The organism is Sulfuricurvum sp. (genome assembly GCF_028713855.1).
Taxonomy (GTDB): Bacteria; Campylobacterota; Campylobacteria; order Campylobacterales; family Sulfurimonadaceae; genus Sulfuricurvum.
Genome location: NZ_JAQTNN010000010.1, coordinates 59506 through 79600, shown reverse-complemented (window position 1 = coordinate 79600; position 20095 = coordinate 59506). Strand labels below are relative to the sequence as shown.

At 43.6% G+C, this 20095-nt stretch carries 24 protein-coding genes; 14 read left to right on the top strand and 10 right to left on the bottom strand.

Translation table 11 applies throughout. From position 1 onward, the window contains the following. Window positions 1-32: 32 nt before the first annotated feature. The 8 genes from PHI47_RS10205 (at window position 33) to pssA (ending at window position 6935) form a co-directional block, all read left to right on the top strand. The gene (locus PHI47_RS10205) at window positions 33-941 is read left to right on the top strand and encodes a PDC sensor domain-containing protein (protein ID WP_299936744.1); all 909 of its coding nucleotides are present in this window, start codon (window positions 33-35) and stop codon (window positions 939-941) included. Further along, the gene (hisH, locus tag PHI47_RS10200; protein WP_299936741.1) at window positions 938-1549 is read left to right on the top strand and encodes an imidazole glycerol phosphate synthase subunit HisH; all 612 of its coding nucleotides are present in this window, start codon (window positions 938-940) and stop codon (window positions 1547-1549) included. Before PHI47_RS10205 ends, hisH begins: the two co-directional genes overlap by 4 nt. 11 nt (window positions 1550-1560) lie before the next feature. Continuing rightward, entirely contained in the window at window positions 1561-2259 is a 699-nt protein-coding gene (hisA, locus tag PHI47_RS10195; protein ID WP_299936738.1) for a 1-(5-phosphoribosyl)-5-[(5-phosphoribosylamino)methylideneamino]imidazole-4-carboxamide isomerase, read from the top strand. 77 nt (window positions 2260-2336) lie between these two features. Then, window positions 2337-2711 (top strand): chemotaxis response regulator CheY, encoded by a 375-nt coding sequence (locus PHI47_RS10190; protein WP_299936735.1) that lies wholly within the window; start codon window positions 2337-2339, stop codon window positions 2709-2711. Further along, the gene (locus PHI47_RS10185) at window positions 2711-3547 is read left to right on the top strand and encodes a 50S ribosomal protein L11 methyltransferase (RefSeq protein ID WP_299936732.1); all 837 of its coding nucleotides are present in this window, start codon (window positions 2711-2713) and stop codon (window positions 3545-3547) included. Before PHI47_RS10190 ends, PHI47_RS10185 begins: the two co-directional genes overlap by 1 nt. A gap of 1 nt (window position 3548) precedes the next feature. Continuing rightward, window positions 3549-5507 carry an ATP-dependent zinc metalloprotease FtsH gene (gene ftsH / locus PHI47_RS10180; RefSeq protein ID WP_299936728.1) on the top strand — a complete coding sequence of 653 codons (1959 nt, stop codon included), beginning with the start codon at window positions 3549-3551 and terminating at the stop codon, window positions 5505-5507. Window positions 5508-5519: 12 nt separating this feature from the next. After that, a complete protein-coding gene (locus tag PHI47_RS10175) occupies window positions 5520-6167 on the top strand; it encodes a phosphatidylserine decarboxylase (RefSeq protein WP_299936725.1) in 648 nt (215 codons plus the stop codon). 45 nt (window positions 6168-6212) lie between these two features. Further along, window positions 6213-6935 (top strand): CDP-diacylglycerol--serine O-phosphatidyltransferase, encoded by a 723-nt coding sequence (gene pssA / locus PHI47_RS10170; RefSeq protein ID WP_299936722.1) that lies wholly within the window; start codon window positions 6213-6215, stop codon window positions 6933-6935. Here pssA and PHI47_RS10165 read toward each other — a convergent pair. Further along, window positions 6923-9274: a tetratricopeptide repeat protein gene (locus PHI47_RS10165; RefSeq protein WP_299936719.1), complete on the bottom strand. Its 2352-nt coding sequence runs from the start codon at window positions 9272-9274 to the stop codon at window positions 6923-6925. The genes pssA and PHI47_RS10165 overlap by 13 nt on opposite strands. An 18-nt stretch (window positions 9275-9292) precedes the next feature. Beyond that, complete coding sequence (gene serS, locus PHI47_RS10160) at window positions 9293-10537, bottom strand: serine--tRNA ligase (protein ID WP_299936716.1); 1245 nt, start codon at window positions 10535-10537, stop codon at window positions 9293-9295. A 149-nt stretch (window positions 10538-10686) separates the two neighbouring features. Between serS and PHI47_RS10155 the strand changes: the two genes are divergently transcribed. Both PHI47_RS10155 and PHI47_RS10150 read left to right on the top strand, forming a co-directional pair. Then, a complete protein-coding gene (locus PHI47_RS10155; protein ID WP_299936713.1) occupies window positions 10687-11301 on the top strand; it encodes a hypothetical protein in 615 nt (204 codons plus the stop codon). A gap of 26 nt (window positions 11302-11327) precedes the next feature. Continuing rightward, window positions 11328-11522 (top strand): type II toxin-antitoxin system Phd/YefM family antitoxin, encoded by a 195-nt coding sequence (locus PHI47_RS10150; protein ID WP_299936710.1) that lies wholly within the window; start codon window positions 11328-11330, stop codon window positions 11520-11522. A gap of 31 nt (window positions 11523-11553) precedes the next feature. On the opposite strand, the gene PHI47_RS10145 is transcribed toward PHI47_RS10150, so the two are convergent. The 3 genes from PHI47_RS10145 to PHI47_RS10135 form a co-directional block, all read right to left on the bottom strand. Then, window positions 11554-11847, bottom strand: a complete 294-nt coding sequence (locus PHI47_RS10145) for a hypothetical protein (protein ID WP_299936708.1) — start codon at window positions 11845-11847, stop codon at window positions 11554-11556. Between the two features lie 3 nt (window positions 11848-11850). After that, complete coding sequence (locus tag PHI47_RS10140; protein ID WP_299936705.1) at window positions 11851-12117, bottom strand: toxin; 267 nt, start codon at window positions 12115-12117, stop codon at window positions 11851-11853. 154 nt (window positions 12118-12271) lie between these two features. Further along, complete coding sequence (locus tag PHI47_RS10135; protein WP_299936703.1) at window positions 12272-13174, bottom strand: methylenetetrahydrofolate reductase; 903 nt, start codon at window positions 13172-13174, stop codon at window positions 12272-12274. A gap of 50 nt (window positions 13175-13224) precedes the next feature. On the opposite strand from PHI47_RS10135, the gene serB reads away from it, so the two are divergent. The 4 genes from serB to PHI47_RS10115 all read left to right on the top strand — a co-directional run bounded on the left by serB (window position 13225) and on the right by PHI47_RS10115 (window position 15716). Further along, window positions 13225-13857, top strand: coding sequence for a phosphoserine phosphatase SerB (gene serB / locus PHI47_RS10130; RefSeq protein ID WP_299936700.1), 633 nt, complete (start codon window positions 13225-13227; stop codon window positions 13855-13857). Then, window positions 13851-14192, top strand: coding sequence for a hypothetical protein (locus PHI47_RS10125; RefSeq protein ID WP_299936697.1), 342 nt, complete (start codon window positions 13851-13853; stop codon window positions 14190-14192). Before serB ends, PHI47_RS10125 begins: the two co-directional genes overlap by 7 nt. 171 nt (window positions 14193-14363) lie before the next feature. Further along, a complete protein-coding gene (locus PHI47_RS10120) occupies window positions 14364-14696 on the top strand; it encodes a c-type cytochrome (RefSeq protein ID WP_299936694.1) in 333 nt (110 codons plus the stop codon). A 156-nt stretch (window positions 14697-14852) separates the two neighbouring features. Further along, window positions 14853-15716 carry a TIGR01777 family oxidoreductase gene (locus PHI47_RS10115; protein WP_299936691.1) on the top strand — a complete coding sequence of 288 codons (864 nt, stop codon included), beginning with the start codon at window positions 14853-14855 and terminating at the stop codon, window positions 15714-15716. Here the strand turns inward: PHI47_RS10115 and PHI47_RS10110 are convergent. Genes PHI47_RS10110 through PHI47_RS10090 form a run of 5 tightly spaced genes read right to left on the bottom strand, consistent with a single transcriptional unit; the run spans window position 15670 to window position 20080 of the window. Next, the gene (locus tag PHI47_RS10110; RefSeq protein ID WP_299936688.1) at window positions 15670-16650 is read right to left on the bottom strand and encodes a 6-phosphofructokinase; all 981 of its coding nucleotides are present in this window, start codon (window positions 16648-16650) and stop codon (window positions 15670-15672) included. The two genes, PHI47_RS10115 and PHI47_RS10110, sit on opposite strands and share 47 nt — an antisense overlap. Next, window positions 16647-17258, bottom strand: coding sequence for an ABC-type transport auxiliary lipoprotein family protein (locus PHI47_RS10105; RefSeq protein WP_299936686.1), 612 nt, complete (start codon window positions 17256-17258; stop codon window positions 16647-16649). Before PHI47_RS10105 ends, PHI47_RS10110 begins: the two co-directional genes overlap by 4 nt. Continuing rightward, window positions 17258-18226, bottom strand: a complete 969-nt coding sequence (locus tag PHI47_RS10100) for an MlaD family protein (RefSeq protein ID WP_299936683.1) — start codon at window positions 18224-18226, stop codon at window positions 17258-17260. Before PHI47_RS10100 ends, PHI47_RS10105 begins: the two co-directional genes overlap by 1 nt. Continuing rightward, window positions 18210-18965 (bottom strand): ATP-binding cassette domain-containing protein, encoded by a 756-nt coding sequence (locus PHI47_RS10095; RefSeq protein WP_299936681.1) that lies wholly within the window; start codon window positions 18963-18965, stop codon window positions 18210-18212. The genes PHI47_RS10100 and PHI47_RS10095 overlap by 17 nt, the downstream gene beginning before the upstream one ends. Continuing rightward, the gene (locus PHI47_RS10090) at window positions 18962-20080 is read right to left on the bottom strand and encodes an ABC transporter permease (protein ID WP_299936678.1); all 1119 of its coding nucleotides are present in this window, start codon (window positions 20078-20080) and stop codon (window positions 18962-18964) included. Before PHI47_RS10090 ends, PHI47_RS10095 begins: the two co-directional genes overlap by 4 nt. Window positions 20081-20095: the final 15 nt, after the last annotated feature.

The window sequence follows — 20095 nt, the reverse complement described above, 5'->3', positions numbered from 1 at the left end:
CCTCAAAATTAAGAGGAGTAAGGAGCTGAACAATGGTAGTTCAAGATATACGGCAATACGCAGAAATACGCCCAAAAGCACGTGCCTATTTTTGCTACCTTTTTCATAAAAACCTTCCGAATCATCTTCCTGCCGTATCTCTCGAAACCCTTACGGCACGTCTTTTAAAAATTCGCGGCGATTTGCAGGGTCTTGAAGCGGCTTATTTGCTTGATGCTAAAGGGATTCAAGTCTCTCCTACTTACCTCAAAAATGGAAAAAAAGAGGAAGATATCGGGGCTAGCCGATCGACTAGAGCCTATTATTACCGTGCAATGCATGAGCGTCGATGTACCATCACCGATCCGTACCCATCGTTGCTTAATGATGAACTCACGGTTACGGCATCGGAGCCGATTTTTAATGAACACGGTGCGATCGTTTATGTTGCCTGTTTGGATATACCTCTTGATGAAGTCCTTCGAATCGCTCATCCGCTGGCCTCTGAAGCAGCAGCAGGAAAATTCTTTCGTGTCGTTTATGCTTTTTTCGCTCTTGCCTTGGCCTTTGTGGCAGGATTGTTGTTTGTCAAAGCGACGGAAGGTTTCTTAAGTTACGGATTTGGGCACTATGCGCAGATTGAGATCAAAGATATTTTCGAAGCGACGATTCTTCTCACCCTCTCATTGGCGATATTTGATTTGGTTAAAACTCTATTTGAAGAAGAAGTTCTGGGACGCCCCAAGCACGATCCCTCATCGGATATGCATAAAACGATGGTTCGATTTTTGGGATCGGTCATTATTGCCCTCTCGATCGAGGCGTTGATGCTGGTCTTTAAATTTGCGCTGACCGCACCGAGTATGCTGATTAATGCCATCTACATTATCGGAGGCGTTGCCCTTTTACTTGTCGGATTGGCAGTTTATATCCATTTTACCCACACAAAGGAGAGAGAATGATTGCAATCGTTGATTACAACATGGGCAATCTCGCCAGCGTCAAAAATGCTTTTGACGTGTTGGGCGAAAAGGTGGTTGTTGAATCCGATCCCGATAAATTGTCAACGTATGATAAATTGATTTTACCGGGTGTCGGAGCATTCGGTGATGCGATGGAACACCTCAAAGCCCGAGGAATGGATCAGGCCGTACGTGAGTATGCTCAAAGCGGCAACTATCTGCTGGGGATTTGTCTGGGGATGCAGTTACTGTTTGAATCGAGTGAAGAGTTCGGTATCTCTGAGGGACTTGGATTGATTCAAGGACGTGTAGTGGCATTTGATACCAGCCGTTTTTCAATTCCGTTAAAAGTTCCCCATATGGGGTGGAATCGGATGTTTACAAAAAGTCATCCTTTATTTGAAGGATTGGATGAGGCTCATTATCTGTATTTCGTCCACTCCTATCATGCCCTTTGTGCTCACGAGAATGATAGCATAGGAGAGAGCGTTTACGGGTATCGTTTTACCAGTGCCGTTGCGCATGAAAACGTGATGGGAATTCAGCCTCATCCTGAAAAAAGCCACCAAAACGGCCTTAATATTCTCAAAAATTTTATTAATTTATAAAGGATTTTTCTATGACAATTTTCCCGGCAATTGACCTTAAAGACGGCAAAGCGGTTCGTCTCACGAAGGGAGCTATGGAGAGCGCTAAAATTTATTCTGATACCCCTTGGGAATTGGTAAAAACATTTGAAGCAATGGGTGCATCATGGGTTCATCTCGTCGATTTAAACGGTGCATTTGCCGGAGAGCCTAAAAATCTTGAGCAGATCCGTGCAATTCGTGAAAACTGCAACGTCAAACTTCAGCTTGGCGGAGGAATTCGTGATGAAGAGACGATTAAACGCTATTTGGATTTGGGAATTGACCGGCTCATTTTGGGTTCAATTGCACTTCGTAATCCTGAATTCGTTAAATCGATGGCGGCAAAGTATCCGATCGTCGTCGGTATTGATGCGATTGATGGTTATGTCGCTGTCGAAGGATGGGGTGAAGTGAGTTCCATGAAGGCTACCGATTTGGCTCGTGCGTTTGCGGATGCGGGGGTAGAGGCTATTATCTGTACGGATGTCGGTCGAGACGGTACACTTTCCGGTGTTAATGTCGATTTTACTCTTGAGATTGCCAGAGCATCAGGGATACCGACAATCGCAAGCGGCGGTGTTAAGGATGAAAGCGATATTGAGGCGCTGCTTCAAAGCGGTGAAGTATCAGGTGTTATCGTTGGAAAAGCCTTTTATGAGGGGACAATTGACCTCAAAAAGTTTTTTTAATCTTTCCACAAAGTTGGTTAGGTTATCATTGGGCATTTATTCTATACAGAAATTAAGAATCGACAAAAGGACGTACTTTGAAATTATTGGTTGTAGATGATAGTTCGACGATGCGCCGTATTATCAAAAATACACTCTCGCGGCTTGGCTACGAAGATGTTTTAGAAGGTGAAGACGGGCTCCAAGGATGGACAGTCTTAAATGAGAACCCGGAAATCGGAATGCTCATTACCGATTGGAACATGCCGGAAATGAACGGTTTGGAATTGGTGAAAAAAGTACGTGGCGACACACGTTTTAGCGATCTCCCGATCATCATGGTTACGACAGAGGGGGGAAAAGCTGAAGTTATTACGGCTCTTAAAGCGGGAGTAAACAACTATATCGTTAAACCGTTTACTCCTCAGGTCTTAAAAGAAAAACTTGCCGCTGTCCTTGGTACTGAGGGTTAATGCAAGATTATTATTACATGCTGGTGGTCAAACCATCATCGCATTTGGAGCTTTTTAGCGATTTTTTAGTTGATATTCTCCCTGTCGGATTTGAAGAGATTGATGACGGATTTATTATCCGAAGCGAAGAAGACCTTGAAACGATTACGTGGGGAATCGAGCAGTTTGCCGAAGCATTGCAACGGGCGTTGGGTGAAGTTATTGATGTTGACATGGAACTCACTAAAGAAAAAAACGATGATTGGATTGCGCAGTATCAGCAAGGGATTACTCCGATAGAGATTGATCCGTTTTATATTCATCCGACATGGGAAGACCCGCGTGAAGGGATGCTTAATATTGCTATAGATCCGGCATTAGCATTTGGAACGGGTCATCACCCGACTACCGCATCGTGCCTTCGCGGTATCGCAAAGTATGTTAAATCCGGTGACGAAGTTATGGATGTCGGATGCGGCAGCGGTATTTTATCAATTGCCGCAATCAAAAAAGGGGCAGTTGTCGATGCCTGCGATACCGATCCGCTTTCCGTTGAAAATGCTGTTGTCAATGCTGCACAAAACAATATTGCTTATCGCCGTCTTTGGGAAGGTCCGGTTCAAGAGAGTGATGAAAAATACGATGTTATTATTGCCAATATCGTTGCTGATGTATTAGTTTTTATTGCGAGTGATCTTAAAAAACGGTTACGCGATGGGGGAATTTTAATCCTCTCAGGGATAATGGATAAATACGAAGATAAAGTGCTGCGTGCGTACAAGAGTTTTGAACTGACTGAACGCATTGTCGAAAACGAATGGGTAACTCTCGTGGTGACTCACAAAGGAAATAGTTAATATGGCTCAAAATGAATCGAATCAAAATCCGACGCCGGATAAGAACGGCAATTTTTTTAATAAAAATCCATTGATTACATTTGTCATTTTTTCGATTGTCGTCATTGTCCTTTTTAAAGCGGTAATCGGTGATGAAAACGAATTAGCCGGTAAAATAAACGGGCAAAATGTGACCCGTACCCAAGAAATAAGCTATGCTGATCTCAAAAAATTGATCCAGAACAAAGAAGTTGAGAAAGTCTCCATTGGGCAAACCTATATCCGTGCTATCGGGAATACGACAAACGGTAAAGTGGCCTATACAACTCGTATCGTTGGTCCTGACTCGACACTTATTCCCCTCTTGGATGAGAAAAAAATCAACTATACGGGATTTAGTGAGAGCAACTGGTTTACTGAGATGTTCGGATGGCTTTTCCCGTTCTTGATTATCATCGCTATTTGGATGTTTTTTGCAGGACGAATGCAAAAAAGTATGGGTGGCGGTATTTTAGGGATGGGAAGTTCTAAAAAACTGGTCAATTCCGAAAAACCGAAAACGAAATTTGATGACGTTGCCGGCGTACAGGAAGCTAAAGAAGAAGTTTTAGAGATTGTCGATTTCTTGAAATTCCCCGATCGTTATGTCGAGTTGGGAGCCAAAATCCCAAAAGGGGTTCTTTTGGTCGGTAGTCCTGGAACGGGGAAAACCTTGCTTGCCAAAGCGGTAGCGGGAGAAGCGGAAGTACCGTTTTTCTCCGTCTCCGGATCAAGTTTTATCGAAATGTTCGTCGGTGTCGGTGCGGCACGTGTGCGTGATTTGTTTGAACAGGCAAAAAAAGATGCCCCTTCGATCATCTTTATCGACGAAATTGATGCCATCGGTAAAAGCCGTGCTGCCGGCGGTGTGATGGGTGGAAATGATGAGCGTGAACAAACCCTTAATCAGCTTCTTGCCGAGATGGATGGTTTCGGTACCGATACGCCGATCATTATTTTAGCGGCAACCAACAGACCTGAGATTCTTGATCCGGCTCTTTTACGCCCGGGTCGATTTGACCGGCAAGTTTTGGTGGATAAACCCGATTTCCAAGGGCGTATCGATATCCTCAATGTTCATATCAAAGGGATCAAACGAGACAGTGATACGGATGTTGAAGAGATTGCACGTCTGACCGCCGGTCTTGCGGGTGCAGATTTAGCCAATATCATTAATGAAGCGGCATTGCTTGCCGGACGAAAAAGCCAAAAAACAGTTCGTCAAGCCGACCTACGCGAAGCAGTAGAACGGGCAATTGCAGGATTATCGAAAAAGAGTCGCCGTATTGACGAAAAAGAAAAACGTATTGTTGCATACCATGAAAGCGGACATGCACTGTTGGCCGAGACGACCAAAGGGGCCAAGAAAGTTTCTAAAGTTTCTATCGTCCCTCGTGGCTTGGCAGCATTGGGGTATACACTCAATACACCCGAAGAGAATAAATACCTTATGCAACGCCATGAATTATGGGCAGAAGTCGATGTATTGTTGGGTGGACGCGCAGCTGAAGAGGTCTTTATCGGTGAAATTTCTACCGGTGCTGCAAACGATTTGGAACGTTCTACCGATATCATCAAAGCGATGGTGCAGATGTACGGTATGAGTGATGTGGCCGGCTTGATGGTGCTCGAAAAACAGCGTAACACCTTCTTGGGCGGCGGTATGTCTCAAGGACGGGAATACAGTGATAAAATGGCTGAAGACATGGATACATTTATCAAGCGATCGCTTCAAGAACATTATATGGAAGTAAAAGGACGTTTGGAAGAGTATCGTGATGCTATCGAGAGAATTGTAGAGCTTCTTTATTCAAAAGAAAATATTTCGGGTGATCAAGTGCGTGAAATTATTGAAGCCTTTGAGATAGAAAACAATATCGAAACAAAACTCGAACCGCGTAAAGAGACACCTTCGAGCAAAAAAATAGTCATTGACGAATAAAAGGAGTACTAAATGAGCGTTCAAAACGATACCTTTATCCTCTCAAAGCGAGGATGGCTAATATCCGGTGTAATCGGAGCGCTCTTTTTATTTTTCATGATGACGGGACTGCACCTGTTTGAATTTATTACCGGTGCCTTGCTGCTGGCAGTACTGGCAATCTTTCGTAATCCTGAACGTAATACGGCTGAAACTGAGTATGAGAGAATTATCAGCAGTGTTGACGGCGTTGTTCTTTCCATCGAAGAGACTGAAGTTAATCAGCAAAAAATGACCAAAGTGACTATAATGAATTCACTCTGGGATGTTTCGATGCTTCGCGCTCCGTTTGACGGTATTGTAGAGGGATTTAAAATTCGTCATGGTGCGTCATTGCCGCTTTATAACCCTATGGCTGATACACTAAATGAAAAAGCGGTACTATCGTTTCGTTCCCATAAAGGAGATGAAATCTATATTGAACATCTTAGTGAACAAAGTTGTTTTTCCATAGGTATTGAATTAGAAAAAAGCCAAAAGCTCAAAGAGGGGAGCCGCTATGGCTTTTTAGCCAAAGGCCGCAGTATTCTTTATCTACCTGAATCCACACGTATTTCAGTCAATGCCGGTGCAACTGTTCGTGCAGGTGAAAGTGTTATCGGATATTTGAACGCGGCTTGATAATATGCACTTAAATGTGCATTATTCGTCTGAAAGGAAACTGATATGCGTCAATCTCCCCCTCCTATCGCTTATATTCTCCCCAACCTATTTACCGCTGCTTCAATTTTTACAGGCTTTTATGCGATTGCATTAGCACTTACACACGAATTTACCACGGCGGCATGGTTTATTTTTTTGGCTCTTATTTTTGACGGATTGGACGGTCGTGTCGCGAGGATGACAAACACTGCAAGCCATTTTGGTGTTGAGTTTGATTCTTTGGCCGATATCGTGGCATTTGGGGTTGCTCCCGCATTCATATTGTATTTATATGTCGGAGAAGCATACGGGCGTATAGGAATCGTTGTCAGTGCCCTTTTTATTATCTTCGGAGCGGTGCGGCTTGCCCGTTTTAATGTGATGACCTCACGAATTGAGCCGAGCGTTTTTATCGGGCTTCCGATCCCTACTGCGGCAATTATGATTTCAATCGCTGTATTATTGTTGGAACGTTACCCACATTATCATCACTATAACCTTTTAATACTCCCTTTCTCGGCCGTCCTTTCGGTTTTGATGGTCAGTAATATTCGTTATCCGAGCTTCAAAAAAATCAATTTTAAAACCTTCCATTTTATGCGGTTTCTTATTAGTTTGATCGTTGTCGCTATGGGAGTGTTTGTTTACCCGATTGAAGGGATGGCGATATTAGCGGCGGGATACTTGCTGTATGGACCGTTACGCGCCGCTTTTTATTTGGTACGCCGCATCGCTCAAAGAGGATGATATTTTTTAGGTTCGCTGACGAACTTATCGGTATCGATTCCAAAGTCGAAATAGCGTGAAATGAAGCCTGCATTACCCATTTTGCTAAATTGAACGACAGCTCCCGGATTATTACGAATTTGTAAATAGAGCAGACCCAATGCATAACGGCTCTCGGCAAAGTTTGGATTTTTGAGTTTTGAGAGCTGAAGAAGGGCAATGGCATTTTCATAGTGCTCGGCACCGATCGATGCACATGCTCCCATGAACAAGGTATTTTCATCTTTGATTTTATGGGTATCAATCAGTTGATTATAGAGTGTATAAGATTTTTCAAAATCTTGATTGTAAAAATAAGCTTGTGCCAATGCATTCAAAATATCCGTTGTGTGGTCTGTGGTCGTTTGGAGTCTGTTTTCAAGCCGTTGGATAAAGGGGGTAAGCTGACCTGTCATCATTGCCATTAAAATAGCACGATCCCGAGTGATTTTTGGGCCGAAATCAAGATCATCATAGTGAAATGTTTGTTTTTTGAGATAGTTGATCGCAGTTGTTGCAAATGCTTTGGTTTTTTGATCCTGGAAATGGGTATCCAAGAAGATCAAATGCGGCAGAATATCGTTAGGTTGCAGTTGAACAAGCCGCTCAGAACTTTTACGAACGACATCACCTTTTCCGAATTCTGATGCAATGATAATGTTCATCGCGAGATAAAGAGGACGTTCTTTATATTTATTATCAAGCCATTTTGCAGCACTTGGAATATTGTTTTGGGTAACATCGTGAAGGGTACGGTAAAGTTGAAACTCTTCTGTAACAGCTTCCTGTGCGAGATTGTCTCGGAGAATTGAGTTGAGTTTCGGATTGTTTTTTCCAATCAGCTCTGAACTCATTATTGCAAAAATACCGGACATATAATTATGGGCATCGAGATGATAGGAACGTAAAAAATGGTCATACGCATTGGAAAAATCACCTAATTGCGCATAGGTAAGGGCCAAATCATAATGGAGAATGGAATGTTGCGGATTGTTCTTTAGTAGCTCTAATAGCTGATGATTGGCATCGCGTAGACGGAATTTGAGCGCTTTTTGGATAGCAAGAGCGATACCGTAATCGACGCTGGAAGCTTTGCTGCTTTTTTGGAGATACTCTTTAGCACTTTGAATATCATCGATATAAATATTGGCATTTCCTTTGCGTATATAGTTGATTGTCTGATCGGCATTGTAGATTTTATACGGGGCAAAATAAAAGATTGTTGGATACATTTTAAGATGATTGTCACTTTGACTGTCTCGGTAGATATGTTGAACATCATCCGGATTAAAGAGTGAAGATTTCAGAAAAACTCGAACGGGATAGGGGGTATAAACTTGATCAGGATAACTGTCCGTTGTTTCTTTGATAAGATTTGCCGCTTCTTCTTGAAAACCTGATTTAAGGTTTACAAAGGCTAATGCAAGTCGTTCTTGGATCGGCTGCTTATTTTGAATGATCGCTTCAGTGAGATATTTTTTGGCAAATTCCAGATTTCCGAGGTTAGCATACATGAGACCAAGAGAGAAATAGTCCTCTTCTTGAGGGGGATTTTCAAGGATTGTAATGGCATCTTTGTAACTTCCGAACATTGCTGTGATTTTGGCGAGGAGTTTGTTTTGTGTCCCTTGATACTCAGCGGTTGTAGGATGCTTAAGTGCACTCAGTGCTTCAAGATAACGCCCTTTGTAGTAATTTACCAAAGCGTAATAGTATGAATACATCGGCGAATTACTCTCTTGGGGAAGGTAGCTCTGTGCCATATCCATATAGGCATTAAAATCGCTTTCACGTCCAAGATACAAGCAGCATACGGCGGCATTGATTGCACTGACACACTGGTTTTCGCTATTTGAAATAGAACGTTTGAAATTCTCAAGCGCTCCTTTGTATTCTCCTTCTTTGAGTTGAGCGACACCGAGGTTATATTGGGATATTGCCTCTGAGTAGAGGGCAATTTTTTCATACAGTTTCAGCGCTTCGGTCGGATTGCCATTGGAATAGAGATAGTTAGCCTTTTGAATCATATTTTCGAGTTCGCTGGGCTCAATGATAGCTTCTTTAGGTTTGTGGACTTCGTGGACAATTGGTGTATCGAGAGGTTTTTCAGATTCACTGGAATGACTGGATAAGAAGAATGCCAAGCCCCCCCCTACGAGGAGGAGTGCAAGGAAAATCGCTAAGAGCAAAAGAATAAATCGTTTGTTTTTAAACGGATTAGTTTTTTCATTCGAAGGTTCAGAATCGGCGATTGTCGTTTTTTCGACACCGGCGGCATCGGCTTCTTCGATGATTATTATCTCTTCTTGATCTTCAGCCATAGCCTCTCTTTGTTCCGATTAGAGATATTTTTGCAGCACAGCAGGGATGATGATACTGCCGTCTTCTTGCTGGAAATTTTCCATAATAGCTATCATCGTCCGTCCGACCGCTAAACTTGAACCGTTTAGGGTATGAGCGAGAATATTTTTCCCCTCTTCTTTGTAGCGGATCTTCGCACGGCGAGCTTGGAAGTCTCGCGTGTTGGAGACGGAGCTGATTTCACGATAGGTGTTTTGCCCCGGTAGCCACACTTCGAGATCGACGGTACGCGCCGCACCGAACCCCAAATCTCCCGTACAGAGGGTGACGAGGCGGTGAGGAAGTCCAAGTGCTGCGAGTAGATCAGAAGCACATGCAACCATCTCTTCAAATACCGTGTCACTTTGATCGGCGCGGGTGATGGAGACGAGTTCGACTTTGTGAAACTGATGCTGACGGATCATACCGCGTACGTCGCGGCCGCCGCTTCCCGCTTCTTTACGAAAACACGAGGTGTATCCCGTCATTTTGATCGGCAACTCGGCACCGTTAATAATTTCATCTTGGTAGAGATTCGTAAGCGGTACTTCCGCCGTCGGGATGAGATAAAGCTCTTCCTCTTCGACTTTGAACAAGTCATCTTCAAATTTCGGAAGCTGTCCCGTCCCCTCTAACGCACGACGGTTTACGAGCATCGGAACGCTGAACTCTTCGAAACCGCGCTCACGGTTGAAATCGAGCATGAAATTGATGAGGGCACGCTCTAACCGTGCACCCATACCGCCCACAACGCTGAAACGGCTTTTTGCGAGTTTAACACCGCGCTCGAAATCGATCCAGTTGTTTTGCTCCGCCAATTCCCAGTGCTCTTTAGGGGTGAATGTGAATGTCGGAGGGGTTAAGACTTTGCGGATTTCGATATTATCGTTTTCATCTTCGCCATCCGGTACATCCGCATCGGGGATATTCGGAACGCGCATGATGATCGCATCGAGAGCTTCTTCGGCGGAGCGTTGGGTATCGAGGAGATCACCCAGGGTTACTTTGTTCGCATCGACTTCGATTTTCAACTCATCGGTGCTTTTTCCCTCTTTTTTGTATTGACCGAAAAGACGGCTGAGTTCGTTTTGTTTCGCTTGCAATGTCTCGTAGGCGAGTTTAGCGGTTTTGAGGGTTTCGTTGGCAGTTTTTAGCTCGGCGATTATCTCGCTTGAGACTTTTTTGCGCATCAATGCTGTTGCGGTTTCGTCAAAATTTTTCTGGAGAAGTTTTACATCGATCATAAAGGGTCATTCCTGCAATTATATAGTGATCGATTATAGCCAAAAGAGGCTGAAATTAGCTCAAAATAGAAAAACTGAATCAAGCAGATATATAGTTTTAGTATCATAAAATACAGTATAAAAAATTTATAATAGTTAGGAAATATATTTTGTTAGGATTATTTATCTTATTGGCTATATTTGCACTTACACCTGTAGTTATATATTTTATTTATGACTTTTTAAAGGTACTTTATTCAAGAAATCGCTTATTTTTTGTAATTGTACTAATTGCTATGATTGTAGCTCCGTATAGTTGGTATAAAAATTATGAGCAAACTTTTTATTTGAATCATATTCCTCGTGAGATGGCAGTAACAAATATACTTTATCAAAAAACAGAGTCTTGGGGAGTATTTGGACCTGGAGCCAATGAAACGGGAATAATTGTTTTCGAACTACCAGAGAGTTCTGCAAAAACTATAAAAAATACTGGCATAGATTATTTTTCTATTTTATCGCTCGAAGATACACCCCGAAATGAATATATACGGCAGTGCGGAGAATGGAGTGAAACTCCAATGAAAAATGATTCAAATAGTAGTTGGATTCTTGGTAATTTTCTTGATCAATATGGGTTTGGGATTGCTGTGGATAGTAATATTGAAAAGAAAGTTAACTTGGCTGTTTCAAAATCAGGTAGCTATTTTACAAACTGTCGAGGAAGTACTATTCTCATTGTTATTCCTGAAATCAATAAGGTTGTTATGGTATATGCGGGATAAAAATTGACATGATTAAGGAGTGTGTGGTGCAAGCCATATTTTATTCTGCGGCACGTAACAACCTACGAAGTATGATAGACAGCGTATGTAACGACTGTGTAGAGTACATTATCACGACCAAAGATAACCAAAGTGCGGTTTTACTCTCGTATGAAGAGTTTGCTTCGATGAAAGAGACGATGCATCTGCTATCGTCCAAAAAGAATAGTGATCGATTATAGCCAAAAGAGGCTGAAATTAGCTCAAAATCGCTTAAGAGACCCGTACTTGTCCTGTCGTGATTTTATGGATGACGTGAGTGATATAGGTTTGATAAGGGATTCCCTCATTGAGCGCCATTGCTTTGAGTTTCATGATGTCATCTTCGAGGAGACGAATACTGATCGCTTTGCGTTTGGAACGTTGTTTGATCGTTTCAGAAGCCGCGATTTTTAGCGATCTTTTGAGGGTCTCAAATTCATCGATAGGCAGTGAAACATACTCACCGTTTTCCACTGCATTGACAATGGCTAACTCTTCATCGGTATAGAGTGTTTTGGTACGCATCGGTTACTCCTTGAAGTATTTTTTGGTTTCTTTTCGGCTGGGATAGATCGTTTTGAGAAAAAACGTATCTCCCTCTTTGACAAACGGAACGATATAGGCGTAATTCATAATTTCGACAATCAAACAGTATTGACTCTGATGGTTAGCACTTGGGTTTTTGACGATGTCGAGAAGTTTGTTTTCTTGGATACTGGTGACGACATCCTCGAAACAAATATTTCGGCTCTCTTTGAGGAGGGTGTTTTTCTCATCGTTCCAATCAAAAACCATTTGATCCTCCACTTGCTAAAGGTATTATTTCATAATTGTATATCAATTGTATGTAAAATGCAATATCAATAGGTCGGTTTGATCTTAAGTTCAAGATAGATCCCGTATCAAGTACGGGATGACGGGGATGACGAGCGAGTGAAAGAATCTGAAATTAGCTCAAAATCGCCTTGGCTAACTCAAACTGATTGGCGGTCATGATATGGATTTTCGGATGGAGGGCTTTGAGCTCTTCGAAAAGAGTTTTACTCAGTTCAAATCCGACACGGTACTCTTCCTCCGGGCTGATGTGTGAAGCCGCTTCGAGTGCTTCTACCCACTCACTCGGTACAAATATCCCCGGTACATTCTCATCCAAAAATCGTGCGGTGCGGAGTTTCGTGATCGGAAAATAGCCTAAAACGAGGACGCACGCAGCATTGTTCTCGCGGTTGGCTTCCGCCATCATATCGAGCAGTTTGCGAGCATTTTCGAGATCGTAGACGGGTTGGGAGATGATGGCGATGGCTCCATGGGCTACTTTTTTCGACATCTTTTTCTGTAATGTCGCAGCACTTTTAGCATAGGCATCGATAACGGCGAATGGGTAAATCTCCTGTACGGGGGCGAGGAGTTTTTGTTCTGCCAAATCGGTGCCGTTGTTGAGGGTAGCGATAATGTCGAGGAGGAGTTTGCTATTCCCTTCGAAAACCCCTTTTGCGTGCGGTTGATCGGAATAGTGGGCGCTGTCACCCGTAAGAGCGAGGATCGCGCGGACATTGGCTTCGTTGGCTCCGAGAAGATCGGATTGCAATGCGATACGGTTGCGGTCGCGCATACTCATCGTTGCAAGTGTTGGTTTACCAAAACGATCTTGGAGTTTCATCGCGGCGAAGAGAGCGTTGTATTTGAGTTTGGCGAGCGGATTATCGGTCGTACTGAATCCATCCACCATTTGATCCAATCCCAAAGCGGCGATTTTTTCGATTATTGGGGCAAATTGCGCTGAGCGAGACGGGGTAGTCTCTAAGGTGATATAGGTTCCGTGACGGAGTTTATGGATAAATGATTCGAACAAAAGCTACCCTTGGATATAATTGCGTCATTATAACAAATAGGAAACGTGATTTGATTAAGTTAGCGGTATTTGATTTTGATTCGACGCTGATGGACGGTGAGACAATCGATTTTTTTGCGGAAGCACTGGGAATCGGCGAACAAGTGAGTGTTATCACCGAGCGAGCAATGAATGGTGAACTTGATTTCTTTCAAAGTCTTCAAGAACGGGTAGGACTCTTAAAAGGGCTGGAATTTGGTTTGGTCGAGGAGATTTGTCAAAATCTGCCGTACATGAACGGTGCGATAGAGACGATCGCAGCTTTGAAAGAACGTGACATTAAGGTGGTCTGTTTCAGCGGCGGATTCCGTACTGCTACCTCGTATGCGAAAAATATTTTGGGATACGATGCCGATTTTTCAAACGTGCTGCATGCCAAAGACGGAAAACTTACCGGACTTGTCGGCGGAGATATGATGTTCGATTTCTCTAAGGGAGATATGCTTCAACGTCTGCAAGGACTGTTCGGAGTTAGTGAAGAAGAGACGATGGTCGTCGGAGACGGTGCGAATGATAGGTCGATGTTTGCTCATGCAGGGACACGAGTAGCATTTTGCGCCAAAGAGATTCTCAAAAAAGAGGCAAATGTTATCGTCGATACTAAAGATTTGACCCAGATTATTACAAAGGTATTTCCATGTTAGAAAATTCATTGTGGCTCCGCTACAACCCGACTAAAACAATCCGCGAAGTCTTGGCACGCTTGTATGAGTGTGGAGCGGTAGAGATCAGTGCTGATGAACGTGAATTGTATGCGTCACTCAAACGTCATTTGACAAAAAAAGAATTTCGTATGATTATGATGAACGAAGCAGGTCTCAGTGCAGAAGAGATTGGGGCTGAAGTAGGATTAGAGGGTGAAGCTCTTACTAAAGCGCAATACAAAGCCTACCGTAAAATTCGTCAAGATAAAATACGTCTTGAAGTTCGTGCGAGTAAAGCAAAAGAAGAAGCTCCTTCAACGGATGATGAAGAATAAAATGTGTTTTTTTGATACATTTTTGATAAAAATAGCTAAAAAACCATCATATTATTATTTGGTTAATGCTCCATTTATCCTTTATCCGATATTATTATTCCCGAATGAAGATACTTTCCCCCTTTTTTCGAAAACGCTAAAGGTGTCTTAAAATTATTCAAGGAGAACGATATGAAAAAGTCAACATCACTTTTTCTTGCGGCAGTAGTTGCTGTGGGAATGATTAGTACAACTGTATCTGCTGATGACAAAAAAGGTCAAAAAGCTTATTTGAAAACATGTAAAAACTGCCATGGTAACGGTACCAAAGGTGCAGCGATGCATACACAAGATGAGTGGGATGAACTTTTCGCTAACGGCGGCGCTAACATTATTAAAGCACATGCAAAAGATAAATCAGCTGCGTATTTTAACGGTGACACATTTAAAAGCCAAGCTCAAGATTTGCGTGATTTCTTGTTCATGTACGGATCTGATTCTGGAAATGTTCCTTCTTGCGGCTAATGCCCTAATTGCCCCTCGCGGGCATTTTCTTTATCCTTAAACTTCTGTAACAACTCCTTCATCTATTAGAACTCCTTTAAACCATTGAATCAATTTTATCTTTAAACCTCATGTGCATCGGTTAGGCTACAATCACTCTAACATAAGGGATGGCCGATGAAAATAGTGATATGTGGAATTAGCGGATTTGTCGGGAGTGCGTTAAAACGTTATTTCGAAGAACATGGAGATGATGTACACTCACTCAGTATCCGGACTTCGGTTTTGACAGAGACAATTGCAAAAAGTATAGACGGGTGTGATGTTATTATTAATCTTGCCGGAGCCAATATATTGGGGCGCTGGACTAAAAACTATAAAGAACTTTTACGTCAAAGTCGTTTGGATACGACGAATAAACTGGTAGAGGCAATAGCCCTTTGTACGGAACCTCCCCATACATTGCTGAATGCTTCTGCGGTAGGAATATATGATGCTTATCATCAGCATGATGAGTCCTCACGCAATATGGGAGACGATTTTTTAGCTTCTTTAGTTCGAGATTGGGAGTATGCGGCAATGCGTGCCTCTTCAGTCCAAACACGTGTATGTACTATGCGATTTGGAGTCGTTTATGCTGCAGGCGGTGGCGCTATGGCGAAGATGCTTCCCCCGTTTAAGATGGGTCTGGGCGGAAAAATGGGGAACGGGTTTCAAATGATATCATGGATCCATTTGAAAGATTTGGTACGCGCGTGCGCGTTTTTGATCGAGCATGCGGAGATTAGCGGCGTGGTCAATTTAAGCTCCCCTGAACCGATCAACAATTTAGAGCAAACGAAAGCGATGGGACGGATTTTACACCGCCCCACTTTTGTCGATCTTCCCGAATGGATTGTAAAACTTGTATTTGGAGAGGGATCGATCGTTATGCTCGATTCCAAAGAGGTTTATCCTCGGGTACTCCAAGAACACGGATTTGAATTTCTCTATCCTACATTTGACAGTGCGATGGAAGAAATTGCTCACGTCCAAGGCTGAGGAGTTCTTCATCGATACGGTAGGGGTGCAGAGCAACTTCGTCAATCGTTTTAAAAGTGAAATGGCTTTTGGTGTAGCAGATGACCGAATGGGTTTTACCCTCAGATAAAGCATCAATCGCATAGGTTACAAATTTGTAGGCCATTAATCGATCGTATACACTTGGGTTTCCTCCCCTCTGAATGTGTCCAAGCACTGATACCCGTGATTCAAACCCAAGTTCTTCTTCAAACCAGTGAGCTACTTCAGTGCTGTTAAGCGCTTCTGAAACTACCGCAATAAAATAGTCACGTCCTTTTGCTATTTGGGATTTAAAACATCCTGTGTATTCATGAATATCAATTGGAATTTCAGGGATAAGACAAAGTTCGGCACCGGATGTGATGGCTGAAATGAGGGCGAGATAGCCGCAGTTCCGCCCCATGGTTTCAATGATAAAGGCCCGCCGAAATGAGGATGCGGTATCACGAATTTGATCGATAGCCTCTTTGATGACCCCTAGAGCTGTATCGACACCGAGACAATAGTCGGTGCCGTTGATATCGTTGTCTATGGTGGAGGGGATACCGCAAAACGAGATTCCGTGCTCGGTATAAAATCGTTCCATCCCCCGAAAACTTCCGTCCCCTCCCAGAACGATCAGCATCGTGATGCCATGTGTTTTGAGATTTTCAGCAGCAATGGAGCGGAATGCGGGCTCCATAAATCGTTTTGATCGGGAAGAACCGATTTTGGTACCGCCTCGGGTAATAATTCCGGCAACGTCGCTGTAAGCGGCAGGGGTGATTAGATTATCGATCAGCCCTTCAAAACCGTGATGAACAAAATAAGGTTCCATCCCTCGGGCATAAGCGTATTCGACAAACCGTTTTAGGGCAGGGTTCATTCCCGATACATCTCCGCCGGAACAGAGAATAGCGATTTTTGGTTTCATGGGTGCTCCTGTGCGAGTGTAGTGATCCATGTCGTCACTTGAGTACATAGTTCTTCGGTTGCCAGAGTAAGTGCATTAACGCCGCCTGTGGCATTGTCGGTGGGTGCAGCGACGGTAATGACGAATCGTTTGGACCCCATAGAGCGTTTGGTTGAGGTATCGACGAGCCGATAGGTAATATCGATAACTCCTTCACTTTTGCTGTTTTTGGGGAAACGGTGATAAAAAGCACTTAATTCTGATTCAAGCACCCAGTTGGCATGTACGGCAGATGTTTGAGGGAGAAGTGATGTAAACACTCCTTTCTCTTGGAGTGAAGCGGTAAGTGAGCGTTGGATCAATACGGCTGGGGTATCACTCCATCGACTGTAGAGATAGGCTCCGCTCTCCCCCCCTTCTCGAAGGTAATAAAGACTTTTGGAAGAAAGAGAAGGGAGTGTTTTACTCGAAGCGATACTCAGAGTATGCGGCGATAATGGCGCTTTCTCCTTTTGAAGATGTTCCGAGGGGAGAATGGTGTACTCATTGATAGGGGGGGTAAGGGGTGTAGAACACCCGATTATTAGTAAAGCCGTAAAGACGAAAGGGATGAAGTATTTCATTATCATTATTCTCCTGGTCCGGGTTTTTGGGTGGATTTTTTGAATAACAAATCGGAAGGGCTTTGGCGAAGGTTGAGCAGTGTGGCTTCCATTTCATTCGTTAGGGTCTTGGTTTGATCGATTAGATCACTCAATTCGGAAGATGCCGGAGCCGCCATGGAGCGGACATCATAATCTCCACGATCGAGCGAGGATTCGAGTTTGCGAATCAGTGTATGGCTCTCCTGCGAGGTGGCTTGAAGCGATTCGAGGGTATTTGCCATTTTGGTTTGAATGAGAGTGTTGAAATTTCCTGAAGTGGTTTTGACACTTACTGCAGCCTCTTTCATCGATCCCAAGGCATCGGTAGCATTAGATTCGAGTGTGATACTTTGTGCTAATAGCTGTTTTACTTGTACTTGATAGGCATCGATTTGGGCGGTAAGAGAACGTAAATGTTCTAATGATTGTGCGACATTATCAACATTTTTATCGCTGAAAAGGCGATCAGCACGATCGAGTGTCACGGTGAGTTTGGATGCGACATTACTGAGTGATTCATCCAGCCGTTTGATCAGTGAAGAGGAGGCGGGGATAGTGGCAATAGTATTAGCATCGGTTTTGAGAAGGGGGGCATTTTTACTTCCTCCGATGATCTCGATAAACGCGAGCCCCGTAATCCCGTAAAATTTTAATACGGCGGTAGAATCGGTTTTAATCGGCGTCTCTTTTTTGATTTTCAGGGTCAGTTCTACCTCTTCACTGTTGTGCGGGTTGATGCGGATGGATTCGACCATGCCGACATCGACACCGCTAAATTTTACTGCCGCTTCGGGGGCGAGTCCTGATACTGATTCGGTGATGTAGACACGATAACGGTGGTAATTGTTTTCGTCTTGATTGTATTTACCGAGCCAAAATGCAAATGCGATGAGAGCAGAGCCCAAAATCAGGACAAAAATGCCTACAGCGGTATAGTTAATCTTTGATTCCATAAGACCCCCTTTGGAAGAAATAATCGATGATCGGGTGATTGTATTGGAGGACTTCGTTTAGTGTCCCCTCGGCAATCACTTTTTTTTCACCCAGAAGGGCAAATCGATCGATAATGTGGTGTATGGTATCCAAATCGTGAGTCACCATGACTACTGTGAGCCCTAACAGGTCCCGAAGTTGAGCTATCAGGGTATCAAATTGGCGTGAACTGAGAGGATCGAGACCGGAGGTCGGTTCATCTAAAAAAAGCAATTTCGGGTCGAGTGCGAGGGCACGGGCAAGGGCAGCACGCTTTACCATCCCTCCGCTGAGCTCGCTGGGATAAAGGAATCGGGCATGAGGAGGGAGGCCCACAAGATCTATCTTAATTCCGACTAGCTCGTTAATAAGCTTGGGGGGAAGATCGGTGTACTCATGATAGAGCATTGCGATATTTTCACCGACGGTAAGTGAAGAGTACAATGCTCCGGATTGAAACAACACCCCCCATTGGCGTCGAAGATTCTGTGCTTCCAACGGAGTAATTGTATTTAAATCAATTCCTAACACCTTAAGGGTTCCGCTTTTAGGGTGTTGGAGAAGAATCATCTCACGAAGGAGTGTTGATTTCCCCGATCCGCTTCCCCCTAAAAGGGCATAAATCTCATTTTTACGGATGGAGCAGTTGATATGATCGTGGATGAGCATATCTCCGAAGGCGGTGACGATATCGCGCGCTTCGATAATGATACTGTTCATAGTTTTAGCTCTGTAAGCAGAACTGAGAAGATGGCATCACACGCTATGACCAAAAAGATGGAGTTTACGACGCTTTTGGTAGTGTAATAACCGATGCTTTCGGTATTCATAGAAACTTGGAATCCTCGGTAAGTACTGACTATGGCGATCAAAAAGGCGAAAAAAGGTCCTTTGACAACGCCGATAATGTAATGTTTGATGGGCAGTGCCCCCTGTAGACGGTGAACAAATTCGCTAAAGCTCAAATGCGATTGAGCCTGAGCAATCACCATCCCTCCAAATATTCCGATGATGTCGGCAAAAAAGATAAGAAGCGGCATGACAATCATCAGCGCTATGACCCGAGGCCATACCAAAAAGGTGAAGGGATCGAATCCCATTGTTTTCATGGCATCGATTTCCTGAGTCATTTTCATCGCGCCGATTTGAGCTGTAAATGCCGAACCGCTCCGACCTGCAACGACAATAGCGGTGATAAGGGGGGCAAGTTCACGGGTGAGTGATATGCCGATCATATCGACGATAAAAATATCGGCTCCGAATTTTTGGAGTTGAACGATACTTTGATAGGCAACCACCACCCCGATTAAAAACGCACTTAGGGCGATGATAGGCAGTGCAGTCGCCCCTGTCGCAAAAATATGGGCAACAATGGAACGATAACGAATCTGCGTCGGGTGGAGAAGGGTATAGACTAAAAGGACAAATGCCTCACCTAAGAATGCTAAAAAAGTCCCAATCCCTAAGATGTTTTGATGGGTTTCATGTCCCAAAACATACAGCCATGAATGTGTTTTTGGCGGCTGTTCCGGTTCATATGTATGGCTATAGAGGAGACGGTAGAGTTTGTCATGGTCTGGATTGGCACCGATGAGTTTGGATTCAAGTCCCTTGTGCTCAAATGCGCGGTGGTAGAGCTGCCATAGGGCTATACCGGCTGAATCGATTTCACTTATGTGTGAAACATCCCAAATGACTGAAGATTCGGGATTCAATGTTTCCAATTGATAGGCAACTGTACTTAAATACGGTAATGTCCACATACCGCTGCATTGAAGCAAGGTATGAGAGTGTTCATTAATGATTTCAAGATGGGCAGTAGATGAACTTTGCATTCTCTATTGTAACGA